The organism is Streptococcus sp. OMI870, from assembly GCF_047460295.1.
GTDB lineage: Bacteria > Bacillota > Bacilli > Lactobacillales > Streptococcaceae > Streptococcus.
The window spans coordinates 34,271-46,748 of record NZ_JASHGM010000003.1 but is presented as its reverse complement, the minus strand read 5'-3'; the positions used below and the strand labels follow the sequence as shown (position 1 = coordinate 46,748).

10 protein-coding genes are annotated in these 12,478 nt (G+C 42.2%); 1 reads left to right on the top strand and 9 read right to left on the bottom strand.

From position 1 onward, the window contains the following. Positions 1-24: 24 nt before the first annotated feature. From QM968_RS06340 to QM968_RS06300, 9 genes are all read right to left on the bottom strand, one after another. On the bottom strand, positions 25-1,140 hold the full coding sequence (locus QM968_RS06340; protein ID WP_009731361.1) for a glycerate kinase: 1,116 nt from the start codon (positions 1,138-1,140) through the stop codon (positions 25-27). Beyond that, positions 1,125-1,793: a phosphoserine phosphatase SerB gene (serB, locus tag QM968_RS06335; protein WP_414383031.1), complete on the bottom strand. Its 669-nt coding sequence runs from the start codon at positions 1,791-1,793 to the stop codon at positions 1,125-1,127. The genes QM968_RS06340 and serB overlap by 16 nt, the downstream gene beginning before the upstream one ends. A 111-nt stretch (positions 1,794-1,904) precedes the next feature. Further along, positions 1,905-3,629 carry a septation ring formation regulator EzrA gene (gene ezrA / locus QM968_RS06330; RefSeq protein ID WP_414383029.1) on the bottom strand — a complete coding sequence of 575 codons (1,725 nt, stop codon included), beginning with the start codon at positions 3,627-3,629 and terminating at the stop codon, positions 1,905-1,907. A gap of 86 nt (positions 3,630-3,715) precedes the next feature. Beyond that, positions 3,716-5,665, bottom strand: coding sequence for a DNA topoisomerase (ATP-hydrolyzing) subunit B (gene gyrB, locus QM968_RS06325; RefSeq protein WP_009731364.1), 1,950 nt, complete (start codon positions 5,663-5,665; stop codon positions 3,716-3,718). Between the two features lie 12 nt (positions 5,666-5,677). Beyond that, positions 5,678-6,241 carry an HAD-IA family hydrolase gene (locus tag QM968_RS06320; RefSeq protein WP_009731365.1) on the bottom strand — a complete coding sequence of 188 codons (564 nt, stop codon included), beginning with the start codon at positions 6,239-6,241 and terminating at the stop codon, positions 5,678-5,680. Between the two features lie 165 nt (positions 6,242-6,406). Next, positions 6,407-6,958 (bottom strand): DJ-1 family glyoxalase III, encoded by a 552-nt coding sequence (locus QM968_RS06315; RefSeq protein WP_414383026.1) that lies wholly within the window; start codon positions 6,956-6,958, stop codon positions 6,407-6,409. A gap of 15 nt (positions 6,959-6,973) precedes the next feature. Further along, a complete protein-coding gene (locus tag QM968_RS06310; RefSeq protein ID WP_414383024.1) occupies positions 6,974-8,203 on the bottom strand; it encodes an FtsW/RodA/SpoVE family cell cycle protein in 1,230 nt (409 codons plus the stop codon). Between the two features lie 33 nt (positions 8,204-8,236). Beyond that, positions 8,237-9,217, bottom strand: a complete 981-nt coding sequence (locus QM968_RS06305; protein ID WP_414383022.1) for a YeiH family protein — start codon at positions 9,215-9,217, stop codon at positions 8,237-8,239. Further along, complete coding sequence (locus QM968_RS06300; protein WP_414383020.1) at positions 9,214-11,676, bottom strand: bifunctional DnaQ family exonuclease/ATP-dependent helicase; 2,463 nt, start codon at positions 11,674-11,676, stop codon at positions 9,214-9,216. Before QM968_RS06300 ends, QM968_RS06305 begins: the two co-directional genes overlap by 4 nt. A 118-nt stretch (positions 11,677-11,794) precedes the next feature. Between QM968_RS06300 and QM968_RS06295 the strand changes: the two genes are divergently transcribed. Further along, positions 11,795-12,430, top strand: a complete 636-nt coding sequence (locus tag QM968_RS06295; protein ID WP_414383018.1) for an MBL fold metallo-hydrolase — start codon at positions 11,795-11,797, stop codon at positions 12,428-12,430. Positions 12,431-12,478 lie beyond the last annotated feature (48 nt).

The following is a 12,478-nucleotide window of genomic DNA, read 5'->3' as shown; positions in this document are numbered from 1 at the left end:
GGAAGCCCCTCTTTCAATTGGTTTTTAGTTTGTTTTCATTTTTAAAAGATTGCCAATATTCCGAGCACAGGAAATGAGATTGCTCTCTGCCTGTGCAAGTGCTTCTGTCACCTCACAAGGCCCTGTTAGGATAGAGAAAGCAGCGTCAATGTGATGACTTGGAAAAGCTGGTAAATCTGAGGCTAGAGCCCCGCAAATTGCAAGGACTGGGATCTGGTCTGGGGTTCTTTGAGCAACCCCAACAGGTGCTTTTCCGGAGAGTGACTGAAGGTCCATCCTGCCTTCCCCAACGACGACCAGATCTGCTTTTTGCACTATGCGATCAAAATCAATTAAATCCAGACTCTTCTCAATTCCTGAAGAAATCTGCCCTCCTGCAAAGGCGACCAAACCAGCTGCCATGCCCCCGCCAGCACCAGCTCCCTCTATAGTTAATATTCGTGAATCTACTAGCTGATAAAACTTTTGCATGGCCTGATCCACCGCTGGAAATAGGAGAGGATTTAACCCTTTTTGCCCTCCAAAAATATAGGTTGCTCCTTGACTACCACAGAGAAGATTGGTCACATCTGTTAAGACTTGGAGATCAATCTCTTGTAGCGCCTTGGGAACCGCACTGGTATCTATTCTAGCCACACGACCGAGTGAAGCACCTATAGGACGAAGCAAATGACCTTGCTCATCATAGAAAGCTACACCTAAGCCAGCAGCCATTCCGATGCCACCATCATTGGTTGCAGAACCGCCAATTCCCACACAGATCGTTTTGATCCCTTGATCAACTAACTGCAAAATGAGTTCACCAATTCCTCTTGTTTCCAGTTCAATAGGATTTCGTTTTTCAGCTGGAATAGAGGCTAAACCGACAATCGAGGCCATTTCAAAAAAAGCCATCTGGTCCCTTTGATAGTAGGGCATTGAAACAGGCTGTCCAAATGGACCCGTCACTTGAGTGTGGTACTCAGTTAAATTCAGAACTCCAGCGAGAGTATCCATGGTCCCTTCGCCACCATCCCCGATAGGAAGAAGGTCAAAGGTAGCATTTGGTAGGGCTTCTTGAAACCCCTTTTTTAAGGACTCTGCTACTTGTTTAGCAGATAAGGATTCTTTAAAGGAATCCGGTGCTAGTAGAATATGCATCTTGTATCCTTTCCATGCTTGTCTAGAATCTCAAGAACAAGTCTTAAATCCCTTGTCTCAATCCGATAAGAAGCTAGTCTTGACACGATTGGCTTGGCCATAAAGGCAATCCCCATTCCGGCAGTCTTTATCATAGGAAGATCATTGGCACCGTCCCCTATGGCAATGGTTTGACTTGTTTGAACATGATAGTCTCTAGCCCAGGTCAAAAGGGTTTCTTTTTTCTTCTCGGGCGTGACAACTTCACCGAGCACTTTTCCTGTCAAACGGCCATCAGCAACTTCCAATCGATTGGCTTGGACGAGATCAATTCCTAGAGACTGAGCGATGGGATCAATGACTTCATGAAAACCACCTGAAACCAAACCGATCTTGTATCCTCTTAGACGAAGTTCAGTGATCAAGTCACCTGCCCCTCTTGTTATATCTATCTGCTCCAAAATTTTTGGAAAGACGGAGGTCTCCAAGCCCTTCAAAAGCTCCACTCTTGCGTGTAAAGAGGTAGCAAAATCCGAGTCTCCATTCATTGCCCCTGCTGTGATCTCTGCCACTTTTTCTCCCATATCAGCTGCTTGAGCCAGTAGATTAATTCCTTCTTGTCGGATCAAGGTTCCATCTACATCCATGACAAGGAGTCCTGAAACTTTCTTCATTTTTTCCCTCTCTTTACTTCTCCCTTACTATACAAAAAGAGGTAGCAAATTTCAAGTTTCAAGAGTAAGCTAATAAAAAAAAACGACCTTCAAACAGGTCGTTTTCTATCCTTAGAAGCGAATTTGCTCCCGCGTTTTTTCATATGAAGTAACAAAGCGGTCAGTTACTCCTGCTTCTACCATTTCCAAAGCATCTGAGATGACTTTGAAGGAAGCCGCATAATCGTACTCTCTTTCGAAAATATATAGCGATTCGTCAAAAGCCGCTTGTACATGATCATCAAATGAACGGTAACGATTCGAGTATTGCAATAATTGCTCTGTCAACGTCGCATTTTGCACAATTCGATAAGCCGCTTCTTCCAGTTCATTCATATCATTTGTTAGGATATCCAATAAACGGTTAGTTGTTTCAATATCGACTTTTTCGCCTTCCAATTCATTCATCAATGCTTCAGTATTGTTACTTGCTGTGAAGAAAATTTCTAAGAATTCTTGAGGAATTCCTGGCAAGTTTCGCTTATCCATGTAGCGTTTGATCGCATGCAAACGGTTGGCATAGATATTAACCTTTTGGCGAGCATTGGCATCGTCTTTTTCAATTTTTGAAAGGGAATTGCTTAAGTTGATTTGTTCATCTTCAATTTCTTTCAAACGAGTTTCAATCGCTTCTAATTCCTCTTCAACGATGGAATAAGCTTTTTGTGTTTCAGATGAATCTTTCAAAGCATCCTCCACCACATCTTCTTGTGAAGACAATTCAGCTTCCAACTCTTTTAACTGTTGGCTAAAGGCTTCATTCAAGACAAAGGTTTTACCAAGACGTTCTACTTCCGTTGCAAGGTTTTTATTGTTTTCCTTTGCATGGTTCAAATAACCAGGCAATTGTTTCACTAACTTCTTGACAACTTTTTGCGATTCAATCTCACGGGTAAAAATGTGATACAAAGCATCGATCTCTTCTTGAATTTGCTCATTTTCGTAAATGGCATTGTCCAATTCAAGAGCTGATACATTTGCCATGTTATTCTTCAAAGAAGCATGCAATTGTTGGAAGCGAGATTCAATATCCGTTTCAGTAAAATGATAACCAGATTCTAAAAGCTTGCGGTAGCCACTTTCCAAATCTTCCAATTGATCCGGAAGTTTTGATTGAAGGGCTGTGACAATTTCTGGTACCCGCTCTACAATTTGTTTTAAAGCAACAATATGATTTTCAGCAGTATCAAGAATTTCAGCAGCCTCAACAGGGTCCCCTGAAGAATTCAGAGTGACAAATTGTGAAAATTCAGATTGAATATTCCCAATTTGCTTTTCAATTTCAGGAAGCGCACTACCATAACGATCTGGATTCGAAGTAACTTCTTTTTGAAGTTCCTCAAACATATCTAAGGCATGGACAACACGACCGCTATTCTTTTGCTCTTGCTCTTTCAGATCTGAAAGGGCTTGGCGAATCGCCTTGATATCCTCATCGATTAATTGGATCTGACTTTCGATATTGTCAATGGCTTGTTTAGCCTTCATGAAACGGAAAGAATTATTATAACCTTCTGCTTCAAATAGATTGTTTTCAATATCAGCAAATGAATTCAAGGATAAGTCTACCCATTTTTGATTCCATTCACGAAATGCCACTTGACTTTGACCAATCAAATGCATGTTTTTGACAGCCTCTACTTCATCGTTGACCGGAAGGTTGTATAACTTTTCTTTTCGTTCTTCCAGTGCTGCAAGTAAGGCTTCATTTCTTTTTCTCAAAATCACTGCAACCACATATCCTACAATCAAGATAAGGGCTACAATAAAGATGAGAGCAATTAGTCCACTAGACATATAAAAACTCCTTCATCGTATTACTTGAGCGTAATCCTTGTAATTATACCATAAAATATCCATTAATGGGAAGTGTTCAGTGAATTTTATACATCGAGAGTACTATATTCAGCGTTTTCTTCGATAAATTCACGACGCGGTTCTACTCGGTCCCCCATCAACATATCAAAAATCTTATCCGCTTCGGCAGCATCATCTACGGAAACGCGTGCCATCAAGCGGTGTTCAGGGTTCATGGTTGTTTCCCAAAGCTGGTGATCATCCATTTCCCCAAGACCTTTGTATCGTTGAATCGTTGGTTTTGAGCGACCTTCTGAATAGCGTTCCAAAGCGGCAGCTAATTGTGCTTCTTGGTTCGCACCCGGTTGGATATATTCTTTGATTTCACTACCGACTTTGACCCCATAGATTGGTGGTTGAGCGATGTAAACATATCCTGCCTCCAAAACTGGTTTCATATAGCGATAGATCAAGGTTAACAGAAGGGTTCGAATATGGGCGCCATCGACATCGGCATCTGTCATGATGACTAACTTTTGATAACGAGCTTTTGATACGTCAAATTCTGCACCAAAACCGGTACCCATAGCGGTAAATAAACTCCGGATTTCTTCATTGGCTAGAATTTTGTCCATGCTAGCTTTTTCCACGTTGAGGATTTTCCCACGAATAGGGAGAATCGCCTGGAACTCTCGGTTTCGACCTGATTTTGCAGATCCTCCGGCTGAATCCCCTTCGACGATAAAGAGTTCTGTTTCTGCTGGGTTGTTTGAAGAACAATCTGCCAATTTACCAGGAAGGTTTGAGATTTCTAAACCAGATTTCTTGCGGGTCACTTCCCGAGCCCGCTTAGCAGCGACCCGAGCCTTAGCTGCTAAAATCCCTTTTTCGACGATTTTCTTAGCAATTTGCGGGTTTTCTAATAGGAAATCAGAAAAGGCATCACTAAAGAGTCGGTTGGTAATTTTTACAACTTCTGAATTCCCAAGTTTGGTCTTGGTTTGTCCTTCGAACTGTGGGTTAGGATGCTTGACCGAGATCACTGCTGTCAACCCTTCCCGAACATCTTCCCCAGTTAGATTGTCTTCGTTTTCTTTTAAGAGCTTATTTTTCTTGGCATAGTCATTGATGACGCGAGTGAGGGCTGTACGGAATCCCTGCTCATGGGTTCCACCTTCATGGGTATGGATATTATTGGCAAAACTCATGACGGTTTCGTGATAGCCGGTTGTGTATTGCATAGCTACTTCAACCGTAATATCATCCATTTCGCCATCTGTGTAGATCGGTGTTTCAAAGATAACATCCTTGTTTTCATTGATGTATTCTACATAGCTTGAAATACCACCCTCATAGTGGTAATCTTTCGTTTGCTCCTGCCCTTCACGCTTGTCCGTAATCGAGATGCGCAAGCCACGATTCAAGAAGGCTAATTCTTGAATCCGCTTGTTCAACTTGTCAAAGTCAAATTCAGTAGTTTCTGTGAAAATTTCTGGATCTGGAATAAAGTGGACGGTTGTCCCTGTTCGATCGGTCTCCCCGATGATTTTCAAGTCATCTACAACATGGCCTCGACGATATTCTTGGTAATGGATACTGCCATTTTTGTAGACACGAACATCCAGTGACGTGGACAGGGCATTCACGACGGAAGAACCTACCCCGTGTAGACCACCAGATACCTTATAGCCACCACCGCCGAATTTTCCTCCTGCGTGAAGTACGGTAAAGACGGTTTCAACAGCAGGACGACCTGTCTTTTCTTGGATATCCACTGGGATTCCCCGTCCATCATCGACAACCGTGATGGAGTTATCCGCTTCAATAAAAACTTCAATATGGCTAGCAAAGCCGGCCAAGGCTTCATCAATCGAGTTATCTACGATTTCCCAGACCAAGTGATGGAGACCTTCTTTTGAGGTAGATCCGATATACATCCCCGGACGCATCCGCACTGCCTCTAGTCCTTCCAAGACCTGAATTTGACTGGCATCGTATTCTTGTGCTTGAACTTCTTGCTGTTTATCCTCTGTCATAATTTCCCTTTTCTATTCAAATATAAACTGGTGTAATTGGGGCATGGTATCAAATAAATAAGTTGTGAGACCTGCTGCCTTTCCAGCTTCTATATCGATCGGACGATCTCCGATAACCAGGCCGTCTTGGATGCCATATTTTTCCTTCAAATAAAGCATAGAGGCTGGATCTGGTTTGCGAGGGAACCCCTCGTCTGCTGTTACAATCTCCGTAAAGAAAGACGCGATACCCGTCTGATCAATGAGAGTCAATACTTGGCGATCCCGATGGGATACCAAAAAATGATGACCTCCTTGTAATTGAATCTCTTCTAGCAACTCTTTCGCTCCCTCAAACAGTACCGGCTCTTGCAAGGCAACGGCTTCTTTTTTCTTATATTCTGTACGAAATTCAGAGATATGAGGTGCAAAGGTAGCAATCGCATCCTGTGTTGAGATTTTTAATGCTGCATAAACAGAATCATGATCAGCTTGGATGTGAAAGTCCTTCAATGTCGCTACAAAGGCATTTGTGGACATTTCGTAATTATCCAACAGCGTCCCACCAAGATCCCATATAAAATCATGATAATTCATAGTCAATATTATACCACAAATGGACAAAAAAAATAAGCCAAAACCCTCATTTAGGGGGGATTTTAGCCATTTTTTACCTTCGTTTCATTTTACATCAAAGAGAAGGCATTTCCTAGCAGAAAATGCCTTCTCTCCCTTACAAAAACTGTAGTCCAAAGCACATTTTTAGGAGTCTCCAAAGACGTCTTGGTAAAGCATCCCTTGGCGAAGACTTTGGGCGTCTCCTCCAAAATGGTCTACCAAGGCATAAGCCAAGGCTAGGGCAGTTGAAGGACCACGACTGGTTAGAAGGTTGCCATCCTTGACGACTGTCTCCTTTAGATACTGTCCGTCTTGAATCTCCTCTTCAAAGCCATCGTAACAGGTATAGTGTTTATCTTTTAAGAGACCGGCGCGCGCCAAGACAATGGGAGCTGCACAAATCGCAGAGATGGTTTTTCCTTTGCTACTTTCTTCTTGAAGGGCTGCAATCAATTCTGGATTATCCCGTAAATTCGCTGCTCCTGGCATTCCACCTGGTAGAAAGACCCCATCATAATCTGACAAGTCTCCATTCCAGAGACGGTCTACTTCCACCGAGATTTGGTGAGAGCCTGTTACAGTCTCTTCCATACCAATAAGGTCACAGTCAATCCCTGCACGTCTCAAAACATCGACAATGGTCAAAGCTTCAATTTCTTCAAATCCATTTGCTAAAATAGTCGCTACTTTTTTCATCTTCATTCCTTCTTTCTATTGCGCTCCTTTAAGGATGACTTTTTTACGGATCGGCACCTGCTCCTTTGGCTCTTTCTTTTTGCTACTATGATTGTAAATCGAGAGAACCAGACCAATACCGATCAGGTTACTAATAATAGAGGAGCCACCTTGAGAGATAAAGGGAAGGGGAATCCCAGTCAATGGCAGTAGCCCCGTCACTGCTCCAACATTTTCAAAAATATGAAAGACCAACATCATAATAAACCCAATGGAAATATAGGTATAAAATTGGTTATTGGACCGTAGAGTGATTTTTAAAATTCGGTAAATTAAAGCAACATAAAGAATCAAAAGCAGGAGAGATCCAACAAAACCGAAGTCCTCTGCTACTACTGTAAAAATCATATCGCTTTCCCGAACAGGGACCAATAAATTGGAGACATTAAATCCTTGTCCAAAGAGACCACCGCTAGCAATAGCCAACTGTCCTTGGGCTTGCTGATAGGTTGTTGTTTGGGCATAATCAAAGGGATTTAACCAGGCAACGATCCGATTCATTTGGTAAGTAGGCATCCCTACTTGCTGGTGAAGAAAAGCACGGCCACCTTCTGATAAAAAGAGAAAGAGAAAGCCTGCTACGCCTCCCGCTACAAGTAAGATCACCGGAAAAATAATTTTCCAGGAAACTCCTGAAACCAGCACCAAACCTGAAAAGATGGCTAAGAATACCAAAGCCGTTCCCAAGTCCTGTTGTAAAGCCAGTAAGACAAAAACAGGAATCGTATAAACGATCAACTCGAGGATCAAAAACCAATCTTGTCGCAACCAGCGCTCACGCCCTTTGTTTCGTTGTAAAAATAAGACAATCGAGCGTGACAACATCAGAATAAAGGGAATCTTCATAAATTCTGAAGGCTGAAATAAGGTGATATTGCCATAAGCCACCCAGTTTTTAGCCCCTGTTGAAGCCACCAAGTTGGGATTATAAAAAACAAGAGGAAGAACCATCAAGGCCAAACCGAGTAGATAGAGAAAGGGAGTGATTTTCCAAAGAAATTTTGTGCTAAAAATCGTCACAATGAGGCAAATAAGAACTCCTAGACCAATCCAGGCCAATTGTTGTCCCAAAAAAGGCCAGACCCATTGGGGATAATCGTGAGAAACCGCGACATAAACAGATAAGATCCCAATCAGGAGAAGAATAAGGACAATCGTAAGAATCGAATAATCCAGGTGTACCTTCCAGTACTGCTTTTTCTTCATTCACATTCCTTTCTAAAAGGGTGATAAATTCAATTAATAAAATAACATTTGTAGAATCAAGCTAGATCCTGCTACAAAAAACCAAGCTATCAAGCCAACTAAAAGAGGAGCTGCTCCAGCAGCGCGGAACTGTTTCCAAGAAACCTTACTGCCGATTCCAACCAAGGCCATAGCCATAAAGAGATGAGAAAGGTCCTTTAGGTAAGGAAGGACTACCTTAGGAACCACGCCGATAGAAGATAGAATAGAAGCCACAATAAACCAAATGATAAACCAAGGAATAATTTGTTTCACCATTCCTTTGTTACCTTCCTGGTGCTGACTCCGATACCATTTTAAACCGATCATGCCCAAACAAACCGGCACGATCATGAGAGCCCTTGATAATTTTACAATCGTCGCCATTTCACCAGCCGCTTTACTGTAGGAAAAGGCTGCCGCTACAACAGATGATGTATCGTTAATAGCTGTCCCTGACCAAAGGCCAAATTGAAAATCAGACATGTGCCATAAATGACCTAATAGCGGAAAGATAAAGACAGCCAAAATGTTGAAAAAGAAAATGGTTGACATGGATAGAGCAATTTCCTCTTCATCTGCTTCAATGATGGGCGCGGCGGCAGCGATAGCTGATCCACCACAAATAGCTGTTCCAAAACCGATTAAGGTTCGTAAATGAGATTTCAGATGAAAGACTTTTCCAAAGATCGCAGCAGCAAGAAAGGCAACCGCAATAGTGGGCAAACTAATCTTCAGGGAAGAGACCCCTGTAGAGGCAACGGTCGCAATAGGCAAGCTAAAACCCATGAACATAATCGAATACTGCAACAATTTCTTACCGGACCAATTGAGTCCTGGCCGCGACGTCTCAGGCAGGTCTACCAATTCATTGAGGACAATTCCTAAAATCAAAGCAAAGACACTTGAGCCAATGATGGGAAAGAACTTTCCCAAAAACATAGCGCCCAACGCTAATACAAATGCAATTGCAAGTCCAAATCCCTTATTTTTCATTCTCTATTTTCCTTTTTGAAAAAGTTGGCTGCTTGCTCAACAAGTCGTTCTCTCAATGTCGTGTGAAGGGGCAATACCTGTTGCAAGCTATCTAAAATTTGTTTTCCATATCGTTTGGTCACCACTCGCTGGTCTAATAGGAGCACTAAAGATTCCTGTTCTTGGAAACGACTGGTTCTCCCAATGGCCTGCTTTAGTCTCAAAATCGCGACTGGCAGACTATAGTCATAAAAAGGGTTCTTCCCCTCTTGTCTGAGTTGGCTATTTACCTTTTGAACCATATAGTTTTTAGGATTATCAAAAGGCAAGCGCGTGATGATTTGAATCACTTCTCTTTGTTGGGAAAAATCGACTCCCTCCCAGAAGCTTCCTGTTCCCAATAAAATCGTACTCTCTCCACGATCAAATCGTCGTTTAATATTGGCTGCATCCCCATTTCGGTACTGGGCCAAATGAGGAAACTTCAAAGCAGCTGAGGTCTCCAGTAATAATTCTTTTGAAGTGAACAAAAGAAAGATTGGTTTTCTAAGAGGAAGCAACTCTTCGATCAGTCGACTGATTTCAATTGCATACTCTGATGAAGACAGGGAAACCACATCTGGAAAATCAATTGGTAGGAGCATTGCCTGGTGTTGCTTTAACTGGGTTGGAACCTGGTAGATTTGCTGCTCTTGGTAACCTAATAGAGAAGGCAAATTCACCTTTTTACTGATAGCGATGGTCGCTGATACAAAGAGCACGGGCACTTCTTCAGGAACAAAATCCCTAAAGGAACATAAATCCTCAACTCCTGCATGAAGATGAAGGATTTGGTGGCTATCGACCACTTCTTTATCTATCCAAAAGGTCTGGTAGCGCTCATCAAATAATTCTCTTAGTTTCTCTAAAGAGTCGTTTTTTAATTCCGATACATCTTGACGTATTTTGGCCACCGTTTGATCGGATAAAACTGCCGTTTTTCCTTGCTGGATTTCTTTGGAGCAGGCATTTAACTCAAATTGAATACTCTCCAACAAACGCCGTTGCAGAAGATCTTTCTCCTCCTCAATTGCGTGTTGCAGGCTCATTAGAAGAGATTGCAAGGTCTCTTCTCTCTGTGAAAACTGCTCCAAAGCAAAGAAGAGTTTTTGTGCTTCATCCACAACCAGGACAGTCTCTTGAAGCAGACTTTTGTCATCTTCTAGGCGGGTTAAAAGATAAGCATGATTGGTCAGAATCACCCGGCTAGTTTTTACTTTTTCCTGGCCAAGACGCCAGAAATCTTCCTGATAAAAAAGTGAATGCTTCGACAATTGGCCATCGTGACTTATTTCAGAGACAAAATGGGCATGACGATAAAGCTGTCCAATCTCACTCAACTCTCCTGTTTCTGTCATGGTTAGCCAAACCAACAGTTGCATCTTAAAGCGTCGGATCATCCGATTATCTGAATCACTCTGTAAGGTCTCATAAAATTTATCAAGTTGGATGTAATCCTTGGGACTTTTCAGGCTATGAAAGGGAATTTGGAAAAGATCCTGAATAGCTTTTCCTTCCTTTTTCATTATTTGATCCTGAAGAATTTTAGTCGGTACACTCACAAGGATACGCTTAGAGGTTTTGGACAATAGCGTTAACAGATAGGCGTAGGTCTTCCCAATTCCTGTCGGAGCCTCTATAAAACTTGGAAGAGGCTGACGCAAACTTTCCTCGAGATAAGCCACAAATTGACTCTGCTCCGGATAAGCCTCCAATCCCAACAACTGCATATTAAGTTCAAATTGTTCAGATAAATGGTAGCTTTCCAGAAACTGCTGTGGCTTTCGCAAATAGAGTCCATGAACTTCGAATAAATGAGACGGCAAAAAGAGGCTACTGTCTTCAAGTGCATCTTCTATCAACAGCCGTGATTCATAAATCAAACAATCTGCCATCGAAAGGAGGTTCTCAATCAATCCTCTTGGTAAGCTCGCAATTTTTTCTCTTAACTTCAACAGCAACTGGGCTGTTGCCATAGCATCAGCTAGGGCAGAGTGAGCATGATGCAACTCAATTTCCAGTTCAGTCGCAAGTGCTCCTAAATTGTAACGTTCCAAAGTAGGATAGAAAATTTGAGACAATTCGACCGTATCAATTCGAGGAGTGGTTAGCTCAAAGCCTTCCCAAAAGAGGGCTTCTGCCAATAAATTCGCATCAAATTTGACATTATGGGCCACAAAGACGGCATCTTCTATTAACTCAAAAATTTCTTTTGCCACTTGTGCAAACTCTGGAGCTTTTCGCAAGCGAGCATCTGTCAGGCCAGTCAATTGTTTGATGTGCTCATCCAATCGTTCATGGGGATTCACATCCGTCTCATAGGATTGAGTGATCCTGCCATCTTCAACGATGACAATTCCAACCTGAATAATCTTGGCATTGCTTCCAGCACTGGTGGCTTCCAGATCCACAATGGCGTATTTCCGTTTCTGTCTTGTCATAGTACTTAAAATTATATCACGTTTGAGCAAGCTCTGCAGATTTTTTTATCCTTTCAAGCCGACTTCAATCCTGTTATTTTCCTTGTAATTTGATACACTATTCTAGAAAGGAGTCCCAATGAAAATCTATCGAACTGTTAATCCTGTAGCTTATGAAAACACCTACTACCTTGAAAATGAACAGGCCCTTATCCTAGTAGATCCAGGTAGCGACTGGGCTACTATTCAAAAACAAATTGATCGCATAGGAAAACCAATCGTAGCGATTCTTTTAACCCATACGCATTACGATCACATTATGAGTCTTGAAAAGGTTCGTCAGCAGTATCACTTCCCACCTGTCTATGTCCACCCAGCAGAATCTAGTTGGTTGTCTTCTCCTGTTGACAATTTATCTGGTTTGGATCGTCATGCAGATTTGCAAGATGTGATTTGTAAAGAAGCAGAGTTTCTCTATGAGATTCGCAGTGAGTATGACATAGCGGATTTCCACTTTTATGTTCTGGAGACACCGGGCCATTCGGCCGGTGGAGTCTCTATCGTCTTTCCCGAGGATCACTTGGTCCTATCCGGCGATGCCCTCTTTCGTGAGACTATTGGACGGACCGATCTTCCAACTGGAAATGCTACACAGCTATTAAACAGTATCAAGGAAGAACTCTTTCCTCTTCCATCTTCCTACACCGTCTATCCTGGTCATGGCCCTGAAACTTCTATCGGACATGAAAAAATGTTCAATCCCTTCTTTAGGTAATCTTAAAAAGCCCTGTCTCATCCTTCCTGTACTAATTAAAGGATACAA

Bases quoted from the DNA above. Each gene is read 5' to 3' on its own strand.
- QM968_RS06310 (WP_414383024.1), bottom strand. From the start codon at position 8,203: ATGAAGAAAAAGCAGTACTGGAAGGTACACCTGGATTATTCGATTCTT.
- QM968_RS06340 (WP_009731361.1), bottom strand. From the start codon at position 1,140: ATGCATATTCTACTAGCACCGGATTCCTTTAAAGAATCCTTATCTGCT.
- QM968_RS06295 (WP_414383018.1), top strand. From the start codon at position 11,795: ATGAAAATCTATCGAACTGTTAATCCTGTAGCTTATGAAAACACCTAC.
- gyrB (WP_009731364.1), bottom strand. From the start codon at position 5,665: ATGACAGAGGATAAACAGCAAGAAGTTCAAGCACAAGAATACGATGCC.
- QM968_RS06315 (WP_414383026.1), bottom strand. From the start codon at position 6,958: ATGAAAAAAGTAGCGACTATTTTAGCAAATGGATTTGAAGAAATTGAA.
- QM968_RS06320 (WP_009731365.1), bottom strand. From the start codon at position 6,241: ATGAATTATCATGATTTTATATGGGATCTTGGTGGGACGCTGTTGGAT.
- serB (WP_414383031.1), bottom strand. From the start codon at position 1,793: ATGAAGAAAGTTTCAGGACTCCTTGTCATGGATGTAGATGGAACCTTG.
- ezrA (WP_414383029.1), bottom strand. From the start codon at position 3,629: ATGTCTAGTGGACTAATTGCTCTCATCTTTATTGTAGCCCTTATCTTG.
- QM968_RS06305 (WP_414383022.1), bottom strand. From the start codon at position 9,217: ATGAAAAATAAGGGATTTGGACTTGCAATTGCATTTGTATTAGCGTTG.
- QM968_RS06300 (WP_414383020.1), bottom strand. From the start codon at position 11,676: ATGACAAGACAGAAACGGAAATACGCCATTGTGGATCTGGAAGCCACC.